Origin of the sequence: Staphylococcus sp. AntiMn-1, from assembly GCF_001663395.1 — a bacterium.
In the GTDB taxonomy this organism is placed as follows: Bacteria; Bacillota; Bacilli; order Staphylococcales; family Staphylococcaceae; genus Staphylococcus; species Staphylococcus equorum.
Window position 1 is genome coordinate 2,474,202 of sequence record NZ_CP012968.1, and the last position, 21,801, is coordinate 2,496,002.

Here is a 21,801-nt window from a genome sequence, read left to right on the forward strand (position 1 = left end):
TTATTTTTCTCTCCAGTTCCCATTTATATAGTTATTTCTCTGCGATGTTTTGTGCTCGTTTTAAAAATTTTTGCAACTTTAAATGTCTCTCGTCAGTTAGATAGGGGTTCTTTAAAGCATCTGTTAAACGTCTTATATTTTTATTATCGTTATAATAGATGTCATTAAGTTCGAACACTGTAAGAGGCATATGCGTGTTTGAAGAATGTATTAATTCTAAATTTGCAGCGTCATTTACAAACCCTTCTTTGATAACTCTAAGATAAAACCCAGTCTTGCAAGAACGTGACATGCGCTTAACTAGATCTGGAATTTTATACTTTTCTTGAATTTTCCAGCATGGTTCTCTTATTTCAGATACTTCTACAATTGCTTCATCTAATTGGAATTGATCACCCAAATAAATGTCATTTTCATCTAAATCGACAGCAGTTAGATTCTCACCAAACATAGCATAGTCAGGTAATGTAGAAACATCATTTTTCCATAATTCATAGTTCTTCTTACTATAAAGGCATAGCGCTTTATCTGGTCCACCATGCCCTTTATATTCTTGCTCATCTTCAATGAACCCAGTCTTCGATAACCACATTTGATTTGTGATTCTCTTTTTGTTTAAGGCTGAGCGCATTGGTCTTTTCGTACTGTATGATAAATCTTGAATTTTACCTGTAGAAATTGCATCTAGCGTATAAATCATAATTCAGTACCTCCTGCAGTTTAGTGATTATCATTTTAAAACAAATTTAGGAATATGCAAGTGAACATATATTAGCGTTTTATATTTACGTTTTTTAGCTATGTATTTTTATAAATCTCATGTACAATAAAGGTAAAAGTACTGTGTGTAAAGGGGAAGCATTATGAATAAAAAACAGTTGAAGTTAAGTACATTTGATGATGCATTAGACCAAATTAAAGATGGTATGATTGTGGGTATTGGTTCAGGTTCAACAATTGAACTACTCGTGCCAAAAATCGCAGAGAAATTAGAACAAGCACATATTGATATAACTGGAATCTGTACTTCAAACAAAACGGCTTATATCGCTAAAGAATTAGGTATGCGTGTAGTCGATGTAAACGATGTAGATAAAATTGATATCGCAATTGATGGCGCTGATGAAGTAGACAACCAATTAAACCTTATAAAAGGTGGCGGTGGAGCACTATTTAGAGAGAAAGTAATTGATGCTATGGCAGACAGATTTATTGTTTTAATAGATGATAGTAAATGCGTAGATTATTTAGGCCAAACGTTTAAGCTTCCTGTAGAAGTAGATAAATTTAATTGGCTACTCGTATCTAAAAAGATTGAGTCATATGGTAAGGGTAATATTAAAGCAATACGCCGCGTTGTTGATGATGTGCCTTTTATTACAGATAATGGTAACTATATATTGGACTTAGAATTATACGAAAATATAGACGCTTACGAAATGCATGAGTATTTAATCCATCTTGTGGGCGTATTAGAAACTGGTTATTTCTTAGATGTTGCTGACCAAATTATTGTTGGTTCACCAGACGGTGTGAAAGTTCTTGATAAATAATAAAAAAGTGATAAAGGTCCCAAAGGATTATTTATCACTTTTTTTATATAAAGATGGTAGTGATTTAGGCGACGCCTGACTCGTTAATAAAGTACTAGTTGAAGACTACGGGTTTCGCAGAAAATGTATACAAAAAATGCCGACAAAGCGAGAGACTTTGTCGACACTCTATGAGGAAATATTATATATACAATACTTCCTCGAGATTTAATAATGTAACGCATTGATGTAATTAACGACGGTGACCACGTTTACTTTTAAGATTAAAAGGAGAACGCGTGTGTTTATCATTTGAATCATTATCTACTGTTGCATCATTATGTGTTGCGTGTGTAGTGTTTGCTTCAGTTGATGATGTGTCTTCAACATGATTATCCTCAGTAATGGATGCTTTCGCATTACTTACTGCTGAAGATTTACGAGTAGTTGAATAACGCGCACTTGTTTTTAATGACTCATTATCGTTGTCATTTGAATCATGCTTTACTTTTTCAGTAGATGCTTCAACTGAACTATTAGTTAAATTGTTTGAGTCGTTATTGTCATTATCATTAGATTTTGTGTTGTCATCTTGTTCATTTATTTCATCACTATTATGATACATCGTGTTGTTTTCAGTGTTTGTCTTTTTTTGATTAACATCAGTAGTTAAATCTGTGTTGTTTTGTTCAGTTGCTTCATTAACAGGAGATGTTGTATCTTTATCATCGACTGTTGAAGCTGTCGTCTTTGTTGTGTCATCAGTGTGCGGCTGTTGATCTGAGTCATGTGTCGTTCGGTTGGCCACAGCAACACCACTTGCAGCAGTCGTTGATTTTGAGCTATCTGAAGTCGAAGTGTTTGTCTTGTTTTCATCTTGAACACTATCTTCGTCAACATCAACATCATCGATTTGAGCATCGTTTTCAGATGTTTCGTTAACATGGTCAAGATAGTTGTTATCATCCACTTCATCCAAATTACGTTTTGTGAAGAAATAAAGAATCGCTCGAACGATAATACTTAATAGAATGTAAACAGCGGCAACAGCAACTGTACTTAAAGCAATTACTTTCATTGGGAACACATCGCCTAATTCTTCGTTAAATAAGAAAACGAGTCCAAATGACATTGTCGCATGGAATATTGTCGCAATGTATATTGTACGTCCTTTTGTAGCACGGATAAGTTCACCAATAATCATTGAAAAAGCGAAAGAATAAAGGAAACTATATATCGCATAATCAAAGCTAAATGAAATATTAACATTCCATATTGAATACATAATCCCTACAATAATAGATGCGATAAATGTATTCATCTTAGTTTCAACAATATGTTGTAAATAAGAACGGAAAGCAAACTCTACTAAGAAAGCCATGATAATTTGACCAATGATAATTGATATAATTGAAACAGATAAATCTTCTGTTTGTAGAAGTACAAAACTATCTGCATAAACATTGAAGCAAATCATAACAATAATAAAAATAATTAATGGTATAACGAGTGCTAAAATGATACGTTCTATAACTTTTAAACTAATTGAAAACTTTAAACTACCGAGTTGCGTACCTCTGTGCTTAAAGACGAGTAAACATATAATAGCAGCAATAAATGGTGCTAAGCTACTTATGTCAAAGACAAAAGTTTTAAGTGAAATTGTACCTTGAAAATCTTTAAGTATAATAGGTGCTGCATAAGCAATAATGAAGAAAATAAATATCATCATTGCCCATTGAAAACCTGGTATACGTTTTGTATTCATTATGTAACCTCCAATAGGGTTCAGAAAAATCATTTATGCCTAATTATACATACTTCTTAGCGATAAATAAATTAAATTCAAATATTTATCATTGAAATGTAATACTTTTACAAAATCAAACGTGTAAATGCAACAATTTTAATGTGAATTTCAAAATTAACTTTTAAACAAGTGGGTAAAGGTAATTATAAATATAATTGAATTGGCAAAAATGTAAGCGTATACTTTAAGTGTCGATATAGTTTCAAAAGGAGGAGAACTATGTATAAATTAGCACAACGTGATTTATGGACAGGAAGAATCGATAGTGAGACAGAGGAAACAGAATTCAGACATTTTCAAACGATACAATTTCGTAATATTGAAGATGAGTACGATGAACCACGTCACGGTGTAGGTATGCTAGGTTATGCGGTTGATAAGGGTGTTGAACTTAATAAAGGAAGAATCGGAGCTAAGTTAGGACCAGATGCAATCAAGAAGACTTTTGCTAATTTGCCAGTCTTAAGAACATGTTCAATTTATGATTATGGAAATGTTGAACATAATCACGAAACTTTAGAAGAAACCCAACAAGAATTTGCGCATTATGTTGCTTCATCGATACAAAGACATAACCAAACCTTTTTATTAGGTGGCGGACATGATATCGCTTATGCACAGTATTTGGGCACGCGTGAGGCGTTTCCTGATGCTTCTATTGGTATCATCAATATTGATGCACACTTTGACACTAGAAAAGAATCTGGTTCTACTTCTGGTACGAGCTTTAGACAAATTTTAGAACAGGATGAAAACACTGATTATTTAGTATTAGGTATTCAACAAGGTGGTAACACGCAAGCACTATTTGATTACGCGAAAGAAAGAGACATCGGTTTTGTTTATTCTGATGAATTGTTACATCAAATTTCTCCTCCAATTAAGGATAAGATAGAACGTTTCGTACATGATCATGATGTGATTATGTTTACGATATGTATGGATGTTATTGATAGTGCATTTGCACCGGGTGTAAGTGCAAATGCTGTATTAGGTCTATCACCGCATGTTGTACTTGAATTGGCGAAACGTATTATTCCAAATGAGAAAGTTTCGACTGTTAGTATTGCTGAAACAAATCCAAAATATGATGTGGATAATCGAACTGCTAAATTATCTGCTAATTTTTTACATCATTTTATTCTTTAATATTCCAATAATCAATGCACTGATCTATAAAAGAAAGTACTCGCTCTGAGTGCTTTCTTTTTTTTAGATAGTTAATATAAATAGAACGGCCTAGTTTGGGACGCATTTCTAGTGCATCTAAATCTCGTGCATTAAATGATTGATAATATACGCGTGGAATAACAGCATATCCTAATCCTCTATGGACAAAATTCGTAGCCGCTTCAAAACGATCAACTTCCATAATGATATTTGGATGTATATTCATACGTGTAAAGTAATCATCAAGATGTTTACGCACTTGAGAGCCTTTTGTAGGTAAAATTAATGGCAATGATTTAATAGACGTTATTTTAGTATCTGGAAAAGCATTTTTAGGTGTAATAACGACATAGGATTCTTCGTATAAAGGAATAGATTTAATATCTTCATGACTAATTTGTTCGTTTGTCAAAGCGAGATGATTTTCAAAATTGATGAGTTGTTCCAGTATTTTATTTTGGTCATGCACTTCAGATACAAGATAAGTCTGATTAGGATTATATTTTAAATGGATAGAAAGCACTTGAGAAATCCATTGATTTGCTGATTCTAAAATAGATAATTTGATTTTAGGCGCATGTCCCATATTGAGGTCATACATTTTTTCGATTGTTTGATGATAGTTCTGTATCAATTGTTGCGCGTAATTATAAAAATGAATTCCTTTTTCAGTGATTTTAATATCCTTAGTAGTTCTCATAAAAAGGTCATAACCTAAATTGGCTTCCATTTTTTTTATTGTGGTCGTTAAAGACGGTTGACTAATATGTAAAAAGTTAGCAGCTTTAGTGAAACTATTATATTTCACAACGGCGACAAAATACTCTAATTGAATGATTTTCAATATAATTCCTCCGTGAATATGTATTTACCTTATAGTTTTAAACTATCAATAATTAGTTTATTTATATTGGTAGTATATACCATATCATATTATACTGAGAGATATAGCGGGAGGCGTACTTTCATGTTAGGGGCGTGAAGTACATGTGGAAATTTTTCATTTATAGCTTAATTGGCATTATATGTTTCTTTGTACCTATAACGATTAATGGTAAATCAACAATTCTGATTGATCATATTGTTCAGTGGATTACATTTTTGGTGAATCCAATTTTACCTTATTATGTATTACTTTTAATCATTATAGGTGCATTGCATCCATTTATTAATAAAAAATGGAACAAATCAAAAACTGATATTATCTTTAGCTTATTTAAAGTATTAGGCGTCTTTATTGCTTTCATGATTGTCTTTGATTTTGGACCAGGATTTGTATTGAAAGAAAGTATTGGACCGTTTTTATACGATAAATTAGCGATACCGCTAAGTGTGTTAATCCCAGTAGGGGCTATTTTATTAACATTTTTAGTAGGTTACGGATTATTAGAATTTATTGGCGTAATTATGAGACCAGTCATGAAGCCTATTTTTAAAACGCCTGGTAAATCAGCAGTTGATGCGGTTGCCTCGTTTGTAGGTAGTTATTCAATTGGCTTATTAATTACAAATAAAGTCTATAAAAATGGTGGATATACACATAAAGAAGCAGTTATTGTTGCGACAGGTTTCTCAACTGTATCTGCTACTTTCATGATTATAGTAGCCAATACATTAGGTATTATTGAACATTGGAACCTTTATTTTGGTTCACACTTGCAGTGACTTTTATAGTTACTGCTATCACCGTACAACTCCCACCTATAAGATTTGAGAAAAACACGACATATCAGAACCAACCATATAAAGAAGAAAAACGCAGAAATATGCCTTTATTAAAAGAATCTTGGTTAGAAGCTAAGTTGGCAGTTAAAAATGCTGACTCATTAATAGGGAACGTACGTGAAAATTTACGTGACGGCGTCGTAATGACAATTGCGATATTACCATCTATTATGTCTATCGGCTTCTTAGGTTTAATTATTGCTGAATATACACCGATAATAGAATATGTATCTTATATTTTTTATCCATTTATAAGTATATTCCCAGTTCAGGATGTAGCAATATTAGCACAAGCTTCAACCATTTCAATTGTTGAGATGCTATTACCTGCTGCCATTGCACAAACTGCTGATTTAGCTACGAGATTTATAGTAGCAGTAATAAGTGTTTCGGCGATTATCTTTTTCTCGAGTGTGGTACCTGTGATTCTTTCAACTGAGATAAAAATTTCAGTTGGTAAATTGGTCTTGATATGGTTTGAAAGAGTAGTGCTTACATTACTAATCACGATACCATTCGCATTATGGCTATTTTAAGATTTATTAAACAAAGGTTAATTAATTAAAATGAGGAGTGATTTTTCATGAGAAAAATAGTAGCAAAAAAAGGTTTAGATATTGAATGTAAAGGCTGGGAACAAGAAGCAGTGCTTAGAATGTTGTATAACAACTTAGACCCAGAAGTAGCTGAACGTCCTGAAGATTTAGTTGTATATGGCGGTATTGGTAAAGCTGCTAGAAATTGGGAAGCATTTGAAGCGATAGAAGAGACGTTACGTTCATTAGAAGCGGATGAAACAATGTTAGTGCAATCCGGAAAACCAGTTGCTGTATTTAAAACACATGAAGAAGCACCGCGTGTATTAATTTCAAATTCCGTACTTGTACCTGAGTGGGCAAATTGGGATCACTTTAACGAATTAGATAAAAAAGGGTTAATGATGTATGGACAAATGACAGCGGGTAGCTGGATATATATTGGTTCCCAAGGTATTGTTCAAGGTACTTATGAAACATTTGGTGAGCTTGCTAATCAACATTACGATGGCAAGTTAAATGGAACAGTAACTTTAACAGCTGGTCTAGGTGGCATGGGTGGTGCGCAACCACTGGCTGTTACGATGAATGGCGGTGTTGTAATTGGTGTAGATGTTGATGAGACACGTATTGATAAACGTATAGAAACGCGTTATTGCGATGTGAAGACACATGACTTAAATGAGGCATTACGTTTAGCCGAAGAAGCACGACAAGAGGGCAAACCATTATCTATAGGACTTGTTGGTAATGCTGTAGACACACACAGAGCCATTTTAGATAAAGGATTTAAAATTGATGTTGTTACTGACCAGACAAGTGCACATGATCCATTGAACGGATATATTCCACAAGGTTATTCCTTAGAGGAAGCAAAAGCGCTACGTGATAAAGACCCTAAAGAATACGTTGCATTATCGCAAGATTCAATGAGAAAACACGTTGAGTTAATGATTGAATTCCAAAAAAATGGTGCAGTTGCTTTTGATTACGGGAATAACATTAGACAAGTTGCCTATAATAATGGCTTAGAAAATGCTTTTGATTTCCCAGGATTTGTACCAGCGTATATTAGACCTTTATTCTGTGAAGGTAAAGGACCATTCCGCTTTGCAGCTTTAAGTGGAGATCCTAAAGATATCGAACGTGCAGATGAAGAAATGAGAAAACTATTCCCAGATAATGAAAAGCTTATTCGCTGGTTAGATTTAGCTCAAGAAAAAATTGCATTCCAAGGATTACCTTCTCGTATAGCTTGGTTGGGCTTTGAAGAACGTGCCAAAATGGGCTTAGCCTTAAATCGTTTGGTTCGTGACGGAGAAATTTCTGCACCGGTCGTTATCGGGCGTGATCATCTTGATTCAGGATCTGTTGCGAGTCCAAACCGTGAGACAGAAGGTATGAAAGATGGTTCAGATGCTGTGGGAGACTGGGCAGTATTAAATGCTTTAATTAACACAGCGGCTGGTGGCTCGTGGATTTCGTTCCATCATGGCGGTGGTGTAGGTATGGGTTACTCATTACATGCTGGTATGGTCATTGTCGCTGATGGTTCAGAACGCGCAGATCGTCGCTTAGGACGTGTATTAACGACAGATCCGGGTATGGGTGTTGTAAGACATGCAGATGCAGGTTATGAATCAGCAATTAATGTTGCTAAAGAAAAAGGTATCAAAATTCCAATGATTACGGGTAAAGGAGATATAAAATGAACGATTTAATTATTCAAAACATTAAAGAATTAATTTTACCAAAATCTACAGAGCGTCCTTTAAAAGGAAAAGATTTAGACGAATTAGAAATCATTGAAAATGGAACGGTTGTTGTTAAAGATTGCAAAGTGGTTTACTCGGGTGCCCATACAGATGAATATGAGGCGAAGGAAACAATCGACGCTACAGGGAAAGTTGTATCACCATCACTTGTTGAAGCACATACTCATTTAGTGCATGGCGGTTCAAGAGAACATGAAATGTCGCTTAAAAGACAAGGCGTTTCATATTTAGAAATACTTGAGCAAGGTGGAGGTATTTTATCCACAGTAGAAGCTACACGAAATGCAACTGAAGAAGAGCTATTTAATAAAGCTGAAAAGAATTTGTTAACGATGATACAACATGGAGTCTTAGCTGTTGAAAGTAAGAGTGGTTATGGTTTAGATAAAGAAAGTGAACTCAAACAACTACGTGTATCCAAAAGTTTAGCAGAAAAATATAACTTAGATATGAAACATACTTTCTTAGGTCCGCATGCAGTACCAAAAGACGCGAAATCTAATCAAGCTTTTTTACAAGAAATGATTGATTTACTACCTGAAGTTAAACAGTATGCTGATTTTGCAGATATCTTTTGCGAAACAGGCGTATTTACAGTAGAAGAATCTAGAAAATATATGCAAGCAGCAAAAGATTTAGGTTTTGATGTTAAAATCCATGCAGATGAAATTGATCCATTAGGTGGTCTAGAATTAGCAATTGATGAAGGTGCAATTTCTGCAGACCATTTAGTTGCGTCAAGTACAGAAGGTAAAGCGAAACTTAAAGATAGCGATACAGTAGCTGTATTACTACCAGGTACCACATTTTATTTAGGTAAGGAGCAATACGCAGATGCTAGAGGTATGTTAGATAATGGTGGAGCTATCGCAATTGCAACAGACTTTAATCCAGGGAGTTGTGTGACAAACAACTTACAACTTGTGATGTCGATTGCTGCGTTGAAATTAAAATTATCACCGAATGAGATTTGGAATGCTGTTACAGTGAATGCAGCGAAAGCAATTGATGTTGATGCTGGAACAATTAATAAAGGTGACAAAGCCAATATCGTTATTTGGGATGCACCAAACCATGAGTATATTCCGTATCATTATGGTATAAACCATGCTGAAAAAGTAATCAAAGATGGTCAAATACTTGTTGATAACCAAATTAAATTAAATAACTAATAATATTGAGTCTGGGGCATATACGTATGTCTCAGATTTAATTGTTATATTGTTGTGAATTGAGTGAACTTGAAAAGAGCTAATGCAAAGCTCTTTTTCAAGTTCACTCTTCTTTTTTAAGTGTAAATTAATTAAGTTTGAGTTGATTAAATATTTTGACAATTATGGTACCATGTTATTTAAAGCATACATGGGAGGTGACATCGAATGTGGGGCAAACTACTTATGTTAAACAATGGAGCGGGGATTTAAGTCAAAATATGCTCACAGGTATATTACTTGCCCTTGCATTACTTCCAGGCGCAATTGCATTCTCTTTCATCGCTGGCGTAAGTCCAACGATAGGCATGTTAAGTACTGGTTTGATGATGCTCGTGTTGAGCTTTACTGGCAATAGAACGTTGATGGTCTCAGCGCCAAGTAGTGGTGTGTCGCTAGTAGTTGCACCATTAATGGCAAGTCATGGTCTGAAAGCGCTTATTTTAGCTACATTGTTTATGGGCGTCATACAAATCATATTAGGATACTGTCACATAAATAAATTGTTAAACTTTGTACCTACGGGTGTTGTTATTGGTTTTATGAATGCATTAGGTTTATTATTGTTTACATCCCAATTAAAGCATATATTTAATATTTCAGCTTCGACATATGCGTTTGCAATAGCTTCATTCTTTATTATTTGGCTTGCAGGGCAATATATCAAACTTATACCAGCACCTTTAATAGCAATTATTATATTGACGCTACTTGCGGGAGTGATTAAGCCAAACATTCAATATGTTTCTGATATGGCTTCAATACATATAAAAATGCCAATACCTTCCATACCAAATGAAATGAGTGATTTGAATATAGTGATGGTTGCATTACTTTATGGTGTAGCAATGGCTATCGTAGCCGTAATCCAAACGACGTTAACAGCACAAATGGTTGATGTTGTAACTTCGACAACTAGTGATAAGAATAAGGAATCTATTGGTCAAGGCATTGCAAACTTTATCGTTGGCTTGTTTGGAGGTTTTGGCGGTAGCGCACTTGTTGGACAATCGCGCTTTAACATAGCTATGGGTGCAAATTCGAGAGTGTCTACTTTCATCACAGGCAGTTTTTTATTGATTTGTTTATTTATATTTGGAGAAATTATCGGACGAATACCTATGGCAGTGTTAGCTACTGTGTTGATCACAATTTCACTTGGTACATTTGATAGACGAACGGTGCCATTCATTCGCAAAGCACCTTTGTTAAATAGTACTTTAATTATATCTACTGTATTGCTTATTTTAATTACGAATAACCTTGCATTAGGCGTCGTTGTTGTAACGATAAGTTATTACATGATTTTCCGTTTTATTAATAAGAAAGGACGTGACATATAATGCCACAATATGAAGATTACGTGAATTGGAGAAGAACTTTACATCAATACCCTGAACTTTCAGATGCTGAATATGAGACGACAAAAAGATTGAAACGAATATTAGAAGCGTATGATATTAAAATAATTGATTTACCATTAGAGACTGGTTTAGTTGCTGAAGTAGGACAAGGTGAAACATTCGTAGCTGTAAGAACAGACATTGATGCTTTGCCTATTCATGAGCAAGTGGTACATGAATTCACTTCAACAAATAAAGGCGTTATGCATGCATGTGGACATGATATACACATGGCCAGTATTTTAGCCGTAGCAACAAGACTTAAAGACATTGAAAGCCAATTAAAAGGGCGTGTCCGCATTATTTTTCAACCTGCAGAAGAACTGGGTTATGGTGCACTACATATCACTGAATCAGGAGCGATTGATGGTGCAAAAGCTGTGTTAGGCTATCACAATTATCCGTCGTTAGACGTGGGTGAATTTGGAGTGAAACCTGGTGTAATTACGTCATCTGTAGATCGTTTTGAATTTAAAATAAAAGGCACAGGCGCGCATGCTGCTAAACCAGAACAGGGTAATGATCCTGTCATCGTTCTAGGACAATTAATTAACAGTGTTCAATCGATTGTGAGTAGAAATCTATCTGCTTTTGATAGCGCAGTTGTAACTATAGGTGAAGTATCTAGTGGAAATACATGGAATGTCATCGCTGATCAGGCATATGTCCAAGGTACTGTGAGAAGCTTTGATGAAGATAAACGTGTTTATATTGAAGAACGACTTAGAGCAATTGGAAGTGGGCTTGCAGAAGCGTTTGATGTCGAAATAGAAACACTATATCATCGTTTACCAGGCGCCGTTAAAAACGATGAGAAATTAACGGATGACGCTATCGAAGTAGCGAAACAAGTTGGATATAATGTAGAAGTTATGGATAAACCTTTAACAATTGGGGAAGACTTTTCTGGTTTTTCAAATAAATATCCAAGTGTCTTTGCATTTATTGGGTCGAATAGTGAATATGATTTACATCACCCTAAGTATGACCCAGATGAACGTATTCTAGAAAAAGTACCTGAGTATTTTGTTACATTTGTGCAAAAATTATTGAACGAAGTATAAGTTGTCAAACACTTTATATATGTATTAACTCCTATAAAATTTGGGTAATGTAAAGATATAATAATTATTGAAGGAGTGTTGTATTATGGCAGCCCAAGATCCAAGAACAAAATTTTCAAATGCAGATTTTCCAAAACAAGAACAAGCGGTTCCTGGTTTACAAAAAGAATTAGAACCTAAACCAGATTGTGGGGAAACTTCATATATTGGTTATGGCAGATTAACAAATTATAAAATGTTGGTGACGGGTGGAGATTCTGCCATTGGAAGAGCAGCAGCTATAGCGTATGCAAAAGAAGGCGCAGATGTAGCGATAAATTATCTTCCTGAAGAACAAGCAGACGCCGAAGAAGTACAAGAAGTGATTGAAGCAGCAGGTAGAAAAGCTGTTTTAATACCAGGAGATCTCCGAAATGAACAATTTAACTATGATTTAGTAGAGCAAGCTTATAATGCACTAGGCGGTTTAGACAATGTAACCCTTGTAGCAGGACATCAACAATACAGAGATGATTTAAAAAGTTTTGATACAGCTTCATTTACTCAAACATTTGAAACGAACGTTTATCCTATATTTTGGACAGTTCAAAAAGCACTAGATTATTTACAACCGGGTGCTACAATTACGACGACTTCATCAGTGCAAGGATATAATCCAAATCCAATTTTACATGATTATGCAGCCTCAAAAGCAGCAATCATTTCATTAACTAAAAGTTTATCTGAAGAATTAGGTGCTAAAGGTATTCGTGTGAATTGTGTAGCACCTGGGCCGTTTTGGTCTCCTTTACAAATATCTGGTGGCCAGCCACAATCTAAAATACCTACATTTGGTCAAAAAGAAGTATTAGGTAGAGCAGGACAACCTGTTGAACTTTCAGGAGTGTATGTACATTTAGCTGCCGAAGAATCGAGTTATACGACTGGGCAAGTTTATGGTGTAACAGGCGGAACTCAGTTAGACTAATGATATCAAAAGTTAGAAATCTCTATGAGATTATCTAGCTTTTATTTTTTGAAAGGTATGATAATACAATATGAAACAATTTAAAGCAGATACACTCTCTAAAAAACAAAATTATAAATTACTGAGTGGGAGTATTATTCCAAGACCGATTGCATTTGTTACTTCTCAAGACAAGTCAGGTCATTTAAATGCAGCGCCATTCAGTTTCTTTAATATAGTGAATAGCGCACCGCCAATGATTATGATTTCTACTGTACGCTCAGAAGGTAAACGAAAAGACACGTCAGTCAATATTGAAGAAACCGAAGAATTTGTCGTTCATATTACTGATGAAACCATAGTTGAAGAAGTTAATAAAACGGCAGCACCAATAGAACGTACAAGTAATGAGCTAGAAAGAACAAATTTAACATGTATTGATTCAGAACTTGTTTCTGTGCCAGGGATACAACAAGCAAAAATCCGTATGGAATGTAAATTAAACAGAATTATTCCATTAGGGGATCCACAAGAAGGTTCTGATTTAATTATTGGTGAAGTCGTTATGTTCCATATCGATGATGATGTATACTTTGAAGACAGTAAAATTGATGCCCAAGCGTTAACAGCTATTTCTCGCTTAGCTGGCAATGACTATGCATCTTTAGGAGAAACATTTACGATTGTGCGACCTACTGAATAAGGGTGTTACACTTGTTGAAAATATCGTATGGTTGCAAAGTAATGTTGACAAACGTGCTTTAACGTATTAAGCTAAATCAGTATTTCACGAATTACAGTTAAAATATACTGTAATAAAACAATTTAATAACTTATCTAGAGAAGTGGAGGGACTGGCCCGTCGATGCTTCGGCAACATGATGATGCGTGTGCCAATTCCAGTAGCATAGATGTATGCTAGAAGATAAGAATGAAGACACAACGTTTACTCTTTTCTTCAATAGAAAAGAGTTTTTTTATTTTCAAAAAGAAACACAAAGAAATAGCGGTGAATAAATTTCACGCTTTTACCCTTATAGAAAGTTGGTTTTGTATGGAGAAGACAAAGAAAGGTAATGCTTGGGCATTGATTCCATTGCTCGTATTTGTAGGTTTATTTTTAGGTGTAGGTATTGGTACAGGAGATTTTTCAACAATGCCTTTAAATGTAGCTATTTTAGTAGCATCTATTGTAGCTTTGATTTTAAATAGAAAAGAAACGTTTCATAAAAAAGTGGAAGTCTTCACAAAAGGCGCGGGTCATTCAAATATTATTTTAATGATGCTCATCTTTATACTGGCTGGTGCCTTCTCTCAAACTACTGAAGACATGGGCGGCGTACAATCTACAGTTAATTTAGGACTGTCACTTATTCCAGAGAATTTAATTATCGTAGGCTTATTTATTATTTGTATGTTTGTTTCGCTTTCAATGGGTACATCTGTAGGTACAGTAGCAGCTATAGCGCCTGTTGGATTTGGATTGAGTCAAGCAACAGACGTCTCAGCAGCTATTACAATGGCTACAGTTGTAGGTGGTGCAATGTTTGGCGATAATCTATCAATGATTTCAGATACAACAATCGCTGCCGTACGTACTCAAAAGACAAAAATGAGTGATAAATTTAAAGTGAATATTAAAATTGTGTTGCCAGGTGCTATATTTACGATTATAGCTTTGTGGTTTTTAACAAATGGAGCACAAATTGATGCAAGTAAAAGTTATGATTATAATATTATCAAAGTCTTACCTTATTTAATGGTACTAATATTAGCATTAATTGGTATTAATGTAATTATTGTACTTATCGGTGGGATCGCATTATCAGCAATAATCGGCCTTATAGATGGATCATTTGGTTGGACAGGCTTATTAGAGTCCATTTCAAAAGGTATTATTGGTATGGAAGATATTGCGATGATTGCCTTACTTATCGGAGGCCTCGTAGCGCTTATTCAACATAACGGCGGTATCACATGGTTACTTCACTTTGTTCGTAATAGAGTGAAATCGAAACGTGGCGCAGAATTAGGTATAGCTGGGTTAGTCAGTGCAGCGGATATTTCAACAGCGAATAATACGATATCGATACTGATGTCTGGCCCATTAGCAAAAGAAATTTCAGAAGAATATGATATAGATCCAAGAAAATCGGCAAGTATTTTGGATATGTTTGCGAGTTGTTTCCAAGGTCTCTTACCTTATAGCCCGCAGTTAATTGCAGCAGCAGGCGTGGCGTCTATATCGCCATTTGAGTTATTACCCTACTCTATTTATCCAATGATTTTGGGCGTTTGTGGTTTGATTGCAATCTTCTTTAACTTACCAAGATTAAATAAGAAATAAGGCGTTAAAAGGGAAGGCGAATCAGTGCAGTGTTTGTATCTGATGAACCTCCCTTTTTATTATGCTTTGATATACAGTAAGTTTATAAAAAGTACTTAAATACATGTTTTTGCGAAAGTGACGTTTAAAATTTTGACGTTTACTGACTATTGACGATAAAATATAGAAGTTGAACGTTTTAAAGTAAAGACTAGAACATTTTATGATTCATAGGATTATTGTTTAGAAGTCTTGTAGAATAGGTTAGAATAGAATTAAGAGTGAAAGTAGGTGAACAATCGTGGGTAAATATAATGTTGAAAATGAATACGTTGAGATACGACTTGAACGACTATTTAAAGTTGAACCAGAATTATTATATCAAGCATGGACAGATCAACGTTTTCTTAAACAATGGTTTATGACAACAGATAGAACAAATAAATCAATTCATATTAACGCTGAACAAAATGGAAGTTATGAAATTGTTGACGTTCGTAAAGGGAAAGAAAATGTAGTAAAAGGTTCTTTTATTACGTTAACGCCATATGAATATATCGTCATGACAATTGGTATGCCAGAGTTAAGTGATTCTGAAGATACCATTGAAATTGAAATATTCGAAAGAGAAGCGGGCATCGCTCAAATGATTTTTAATTATAAAGCTTTTGTGCCAAAAGAACGTAGATATACAATACTGGAATATAAGCAGAAGAAAAAAGAATATCATGATTCTACTGCGCATGGTTTCGAAATATTATTTGATAAATTACAAGTGGTATTAGAAGAATTTGAATCAGACCTTTAATATTTAATAAGATATTTTGAATATAAACTGTTAGCAAAGTTTTAGCTTTGTTGACAGTTTTTTTACGTTTTCCACCAAGTATAATATCTACTTTACAATAAATGTTTCATACTTACTTGTAGGGCACAAATCCTAGCTTGTAAATTTTACCTCGTATTGTTCCTACAAATGTCCCATATGAAATCAGGTTGGAAATACCATAAGGTAAATTGAAATTACCCCAATCCATAAGTATATGCTAATGGATTAGGGTAAGGGTTTTTGAACATAGAGATGTGTAGTTATATTTCAAAAGTAAGCTCAGGATAAAGGAGGTGAATTATTACGATATAATTTCACCTTTTTCTATGCGCTCATTAAATTTACGCAATAATGTTTCGAAAAATATGTGATAACTTATAAAGCTTGAATAATCTATACCGTCAGCAAGATAAAATGTGTTGCTAGAAACATAAATATTATAATTAGCTTTTTGAGCAAGTGTATTATCATTTAAAGTAGTAATGGAGAAAAAATATTTTTGACGTAACTGTAATAAGTTGGTGATATCTGATAATTGATGAGATTCACCAGAAAGAGAAATAATGAAGAAAATATCTGTAGGTGTAGTTCTATTAAGTACCATTTTAAATTCGTGTACATCATGTAATACAATAATATTTTTATGAATTGTTAACAAAATACGTTGCGCTTCTTGGGCTACATTCATTTGCGCGACACCTGTTCCATACAAATAGACGGTCTCTGCTTCGTTGATTTTATCAGTGACAAGATTATAATCGATACGTTCTAAATATGTAAAAGTATTTTCGACGTCTTGTTTGAATCCTTCGATAGAGTCGGAAGGGAGATTATGAGATTTTTCAGTTTCAAACTTTAAGTAAGATTTAAAGTCACTATAACCATCAAAACCTAATTTACGCGTAAAACGATGAATCGTTGCATTTGAAGCATGTGTAAATTCTGCTAAGTCTTGAATTTTCATGGTTTTACATTCTGTCGTATGTGTATTGATAAAATGAGCAATATGTAAGTCATTCTCATTTAATTTATTAAAGTTATTATTAACGCGTTCATCTAAAAACAATATGATAACCTCGCACTTCATGAAAATATTTTCGAGTTTTGGAAATATAATCTGATTATACAAAACTATTCGTAATGTAGTCAAACCATTGCTTATATGTAAGCGTTTCCTTTAGTATTGAGATAAGATTTGAAACAAAAGAATCTAAAAATGATAAATTTACATATAAGTATTTGAATGTAAGTTATCTAAATTTAATAGTATTTGGGGGTATATTTCTATGAACGCAATTAAACGATTTGGGAGTGCGATGATAGTTCCAGTATTGATGTTTGCTTTCTTCGGTATTGTTTTAGGGTTTGCTACATTATTTAAAAATCCTGCAATAATGGGAAGTATTGCAGAAGATGGGACGACTTGGTTTAGAATATGGTCCGTAATAGAATCTGGTGGTTGGGTAATATTCGATCACATGGAAATTGTATTTGCTGTCGGGTTGCCACTTTCTTTAGCTAAAAAAGCACCTGGTCATGCTGCACTAGCAGCGTTAATGGGTTATCTAATGTTTAATACATTTATTAACGCTATTCTCACGCAATGGCCACATACATTTGGAGCTAATTTGGAAAAAGGTGTCGAGAATGTTACTGGACTCAAAGCAATTGCTGGGATCGAAACGTTAGATACCAATATTTTAGGTGGTATCATAATTTCTAGCATTGTGACATGGATACATAATAGGTTCTATAGTAAGAAACTGCCTGAAATGTTAGGTGTGTTCCAAGGGTTAACATTTGTAGTAACGATTTCGTTTTTTGTTATGTTACCTATTGCATTAATAACATGTATTGTTTGGCCTACGATTCAAGGTGGCATTTCTTCATTACAAGGATTTATCATAGGATCAGGTTACATTGGAGTATGGCTATATCACTTCTTAGAAAGAGTGCTTATTCCAACTGGTTTACATCACTTTATTTATGCACCAATTGAAGTAGGCCCGGTAGTGGTAAACCACGGATTAAAAGCAGAATGGTTTGCGCATGTAAATGAATTTGCGACGAGTACAAAGCCATTGAAAGAACAATTTCCTTATGGATTTATGTTACAAGGTAATGGTAAAGTATTTGGTTCGATAGGTATTGCATTAGCAATGTATTCAACAACACCTAAAGAGAATAAGAAAAAAATTGCAGCGTTACTTATCCCAGCTACATTAACTGCTGTAGTTGTAGGTATTACAGAGCCATTAGAATTTACATTCTTATTTATTGCACCTTATTTATTTGTATTGCACGCATTATTAGCTGCAACAATGGATACACTTATGTATGGATTTGGCCTCGTAGGTAACTTTGGTGGCGGTCTATTAGACTTCTTTGCTACGAATTGGATACCTTTAGCACAAAATCATTGGTTAACATATGTAATTCAAATCATTATTGGTCTTGTATTTACAGCTATTTATTATTTCTTATTCAGATTCTTAATTTTAAAATTCAATATTCCACTTCCTGGTCGCAAGAAAGACGAAGAAGACGTGAAGTTGTATAGTAAAAATGATTATAAGAGTAAAAAAGGTAGTGATGACAAAGCAAACACAATATCTACTGGTAATGAATTCGAAGATAAAGCAAATTATTATTTAGAAGGCCTTGGTGGTAAAGAAAACATCAAGGACGTAACAAATTGTACGACACGCTTAAGATTAACAGTGAATGATATAGATAAAGTAGAAGATAGTGGTTATTTCACGCATAATCAAATGGCACACGGATTAGTTAAAAGTGGTAAAAATGTCCAAGTCGTTGTTGGTATGTCAGTACCACAAGTAAGAGAAGCTTTTGAAAACATCGTTAACGAAGAAGAGCAAGATTAAATAAATAATAAAAAATAAGCACAGCCCGTATGGAACGGTTCCATACGGGCTGTGTTTCATTATATAAACGAATTACGAAATCCTAGCTTTACTCATTAATCGTGGTTGGTATATTGCACCAAGTACATCAATGTTATGAGTAGCAACCATTTGGATGAGTTTCGCGAAAACTTTAGGAGAACAAGAAACATTTATTTTATCTCTATTGAAGGTATATGTAATATGCTCCGTTTGATTGATTAAGTTCAAAATATCAATAACTTTATCTTTGACAAAAGCGTCGTAAAGCCCATCGATAGTCAGTTCAAAACGTTTAGAAGATAACAATAAATGATCAAGATCTAATAACTTTTCAGAATGATTACTTTCTATAATTTGATAAATTAAATAATTATGAAAGCTAAGAAAACTAATAATATATGGTAACTGGTATTTTGGTAAGTTGACCTTTAATGCATACAAGTTATTTTCTTTGAAAATTGAAAACTTAAATGAGTTGCAAAAATTAATTTGCTTACATAATTTAGTTAAATTTTTTCGTGTGGCGCGTTTGTTAAGTCCACCTATATTTAACACAAAAGTTTCTGTTCTATCTAAAAACATATTATACCTCCATATCTATATAAAGTGTCATATGGATATTAATCATAATATTCTTTACACTTAAAATTATACAAGTTTTTATTTCTATTAAATTGTACCACTCTTTTAAAATGTTGGCACTAGGTCTTTAGAACGAAGTTAGAAATTATTTTTGAGTTTGATATTATCGTATTTATAAAAGTTGGAATATTTTGAAAATTCAGTTGTATAGGCGTTTAAAGTATGATACATTTTTCTTTATTAATACATAGAGGAAGTGTTTAGAGATGTTATCAAAAGTGAGTCGGTTTGCAACAAACACATTCTTGATATGGATGTTAATCGCTGCAATAATTGGATTTATTTTTCCAACTCAGTTAGCTACGTTAAGTGGTTGGGTACCATATTTACTTGGTATCGTAATGTTGGGTATGGGGTTAACCATTGATCCTAAAGATTTTAAAATTGTATTTCAATCGCCTAAGTGCGTAATAATTGGTGTGGTTTTACAATATACAATTATGCCTTTAGCAGCCTATTTAATTGCTAAATTATTTCAATTACCACCAGAAATTGCAATTGGTGTGATATTAGTTGGGTGTTGTCCAGGGGGAACATCAAGTAACGTTATGAGTTATTTAGCAAATGCAAATGTTGCGTTGTCTGTAGCTATTACAAGTGTCTCTACGTTACTTGCACCGTTCTTAACGCCAGCATTAATTTATTTATTCGCACATGAATGGTTACAAGTCTCATTTATGAGTATGTTTTGGTCAGTTGTGCAAGTGATACTTATCCCTATTGCGATTGGTTTTATATTACAAAAAGTATTTAAAAAATTCGCTGATAAGTCTGCAACTGCATTGCCAATCGTTTCTGTAATTGCTATTTCCCTCATACTCGCTTCAGTAGTAGGTGGGAGTAAATCACAAATACTAGAAACAGGATTGCTTATTTTTGCAGTAGTCATATTACATAACATTGTTGGTTATGTAGTTGGATATACATTAGCAAATATATTTAAACTGGAACGCGCTGATAAAAAAGCTGTTTCGATTGAAGTTGGAATGCAGAATTCAGGGTTAGCAGTAACATTGGCTACCGTACATTTTAGTCCTTTATCGGCAGTACCAGGAGCAGTATTTAGTTTGGTACACAATATTACCGGACCGATTTTAGCAAAATATTGGAATAAACGATAATACACTAGAAGCATATATAATAAGCTCACTTCAAATTTGGAGTGAGCTTTTAATTGGGATATTACCATTTTAAAACCGAAAATACATATTTCAAAATTAAAATATGATAAGCTAGCATTAATATAATTTAACAAAACAAGTGGACAGAGGAGGATATATGATGTATAGAGCAGTCGTATTCGATTTTGATGGCACGATTATTGATACAGAAAGACATCTATTTGAAATCATTAATAAACACTTAAAAAAAAATAATTTAACTGAAATAACATTGGATTTTTATCGTCAATCTATTGGGGGAGCCGCAACGGATTTACATCATTATTTAGAAGGTCAATTAGGCAAAGAAAATAAGCATGAAATTTATGTTGAACACAATAACACGAGCGTTGATTTGCCAATCATTGATGCAATGAAACAGTTAATGGATTATTGCAAAAAATGTCATATACCAATGGCGATTGCGACGAGTAGCTATAGAGCTGATATCAAACCAGCATTTGAAAGTCTAGGATTAAGCAATTATATCGATATCGTTGTAGGTCGAGAAGATGTTGAAGCGGTTAAACCAAGCCCTGAACCATACCTCACTGCTGTTCAAAAACTTAATTACAATCCAGGAAATTGTTTAGCGATTGAAGACTCAGTTAATGGTGCAACTGCTGCAGTTGTAGCTGGTTTAGATGTTATCGTCAATACAAATACAATGACAGAAAAACAAGATTTTAGCGAAGTGGCATTTACTGGAAAAGATTTAACCGGTGAAGAAATCATTACGACATACTTTGAGAAAAATAGAGATTAA

General features: G+C 33.9%; 18 protein-coding genes, 1 pseudogene and 1 riboswitch. Of the genes and pseudogenes, 14 read left to right on the forward strand and 5 right to left on the reverse strand.

Going from position 1 to position 21,801, the window contains the following annotated elements:
• Positions 1-31 precede the first annotated feature (31 nt).
• Positions 32-700: an MOSC domain-containing protein gene (locus AOB58_RS11840; RefSeq protein ID WP_002506868.1), complete on the reverse strand. Its 669-nt coding sequence runs from the start codon at positions 698-700 to the stop codon at positions 32-34.
• A 163-nt stretch (positions 701-863) separates the two neighbouring features.
• Between AOB58_RS11840 and AOB58_RS11845 the strand changes: the two genes are divergently transcribed.
• Positions 864-1,553, forward strand: a complete 690-nt coding sequence (locus tag AOB58_RS11845; RefSeq protein WP_064783491.1) for a ribose 5-phosphate isomerase A — start codon at positions 864-866, stop codon at positions 1,551-1,553.
• Between the two features lie 232 nt (positions 1,554-1,785).
• Here the strand turns inward: AOB58_RS11845 and AOB58_RS11850 are convergent, their stop codons facing one another.
• Positions 1,786-3,300, reverse strand: coding sequence for a peptidoglycan release complex CPBP-like subunit SdpC (locus AOB58_RS11850; protein WP_064783492.1), 1,515 nt, complete (start codon positions 3,298-3,300; stop codon positions 1,786-1,788).
• Positions 3,301-3,561: 261 nt separating this feature from the next.
• Here AOB58_RS11850 and hutG point away from each other — a divergent pair, with 261 nt between their 5' ends.
• Positions 3,562-4,491 (forward strand): formimidoylglutamase, encoded by a 930-nt coding sequence (hutG, locus tag AOB58_RS11855; protein WP_021338463.1) that lies wholly within the window; start codon positions 3,562-3,564, stop codon positions 4,489-4,491.
• Here hutG and AOB58_RS11860 read toward each other — a convergent pair.
• Positions 4,481-5,356 carry a LysR family transcriptional regulator gene (locus tag AOB58_RS11860; protein ID WP_021338462.1) on the reverse strand — a complete coding sequence of 292 codons (876 nt, stop codon included), beginning with the start codon at positions 5,354-5,356 and terminating at the stop codon, positions 4,481-4,483. The two genes, hutG and AOB58_RS11860, sit on opposite strands and share 11 nt — an antisense overlap.
• Before the next feature lie 143 nt (positions 5,357-5,499).
• On the opposite strand from AOB58_RS11860, the pseudogene AOB58_RS11865 reads away from it, so the two are divergent.
• From AOB58_RS11865 to AOB58_RS11905, 9 genes and pseudogenes are all read left to right on the forward strand, one after another.
• Positions 5,500-6,773, forward strand: a pseudogene (locus AOB58_RS11865) (YjiH family protein).
• Positions 6,774-6,820: 47 nt separating this feature from the next.
• On the forward strand, positions 6,821-8,485 hold the full coding sequence (gene hutU / locus AOB58_RS11870; protein WP_021338460.1) for a urocanate hydratase: 1,665 nt from the start codon (positions 6,821-6,823) through the stop codon (positions 8,483-8,485).
• Positions 8,482-9,720: an imidazolonepropionase gene (hutI, locus tag AOB58_RS11875; protein ID WP_064783493.1), complete on the forward strand. Its 1,239-nt coding sequence runs from the start codon at positions 8,482-8,484 to the stop codon at positions 9,718-9,720. Before hutU ends, hutI begins: the two co-directional genes overlap by 4 nt.
• 209 nt (positions 9,721-9,929) lie before the next feature.
• Positions 9,930-11,102, forward strand: a complete 1,173-nt coding sequence (locus AOB58_RS11880) for a SulP family inorganic anion transporter (protein WP_021338459.1) — start codon at positions 9,930-9,932, stop codon at positions 11,100-11,102.
• The gene (locus AOB58_RS11885) at positions 11,102-12,226 is read left to right on the forward strand and encodes an amidohydrolase (RefSeq protein ID WP_064783494.1); all 1,125 of its coding nucleotides are present in this window, start codon (positions 11,102-11,104) and stop codon (positions 12,224-12,226) included. Before AOB58_RS11880 ends, AOB58_RS11885 begins: the two co-directional genes overlap by 1 nt.
• An 85-nt stretch (positions 12,227-12,311) precedes the next feature.
• Entirely contained in the window at positions 12,312-13,193 is an 882-nt protein-coding gene (locus AOB58_RS11890) for an SDR family oxidoreductase (RefSeq protein WP_064783495.1), read from the forward strand.
• A gap of 70 nt (positions 13,194-13,263) precedes the next feature.
• Positions 13,264-13,875, forward strand: a complete 612-nt coding sequence (locus tag AOB58_RS11895; RefSeq protein WP_056935839.1) for a flavin reductase family protein — start codon at positions 13,264-13,266, stop codon at positions 13,873-13,875.
• 127 nt (positions 13,876-14,002) lie between these two features.
• Positions 14,003-14,104: riboswitch (SAM riboswitch) on the forward strand.
• Positions 14,105-14,226: 122 nt separating this feature from the next.
• The gene (locus AOB58_RS11900) at positions 14,227-15,519 is read left to right on the forward strand and encodes a Na+/H+ antiporter NhaC family protein (protein ID WP_021338455.1); all 1,293 of its coding nucleotides are present in this window, start codon (positions 14,227-14,229) and stop codon (positions 15,517-15,519) included.
• A 280-nt stretch (positions 15,520-15,799) separates the two neighbouring features.
• Positions 15,800-16,306, forward strand: coding sequence for an SRPBCC family protein (locus AOB58_RS11905; RefSeq protein ID WP_002506882.1), 507 nt, complete (start codon positions 15,800-15,802; stop codon positions 16,304-16,306).
• Between the two features lie 322 nt (positions 16,307-16,628).
• Here the strand turns inward: AOB58_RS11905 and AOB58_RS11910 are convergent, their stop codons facing one another.
• Positions 16,629-17,393: a MurR/RpiR family transcriptional regulator gene (locus tag AOB58_RS11910; RefSeq protein ID WP_002506883.1), complete on the reverse strand. Its 765-nt coding sequence runs from the start codon at positions 17,391-17,393 to the stop codon at positions 16,629-16,631.
• A gap of 220 nt (positions 17,394-17,613) precedes the next feature.
• Between AOB58_RS11910 and AOB58_RS11915 the strand changes: the two genes are divergently transcribed.
• Positions 17,614-19,212, forward strand: coding sequence for an alpha-glucoside-specific PTS transporter subunit IIBC (locus AOB58_RS11915; protein ID WP_064783496.1), 1,599 nt, complete (start codon positions 17,614-17,616; stop codon positions 19,210-19,212).
• A 72-nt stretch (positions 19,213-19,284) separates the two neighbouring features.
• On the opposite strand, the gene AOB58_RS11920 is transcribed toward AOB58_RS11915, so the two are convergent.
• A complete protein-coding gene (locus AOB58_RS11920; RefSeq protein WP_021338452.1) occupies positions 19,285-19,815 on the reverse strand; it encodes a hypothetical protein in 531 nt (176 codons plus the stop codon).
• A 266-nt stretch (positions 19,816-20,081) separates the two neighbouring features.
• Between AOB58_RS11920 and AOB58_RS11925 the strand changes: the two genes are divergently transcribed.
• Entirely contained in the window at positions 20,082-20,996 is a 915-nt protein-coding gene (locus tag AOB58_RS11925) for a bile acid:sodium symporter family protein (RefSeq protein ID WP_021338451.1), read from the forward strand.
• A 160-nt stretch (positions 20,997-21,156) separates the two neighbouring features.
• Positions 21,157-21,801 (forward strand): HAD family hydrolase, encoded by a 645-nt coding sequence (locus AOB58_RS11930; protein WP_064783497.1) that lies wholly within the window; start codon positions 21,157-21,159, stop codon positions 21,799-21,801.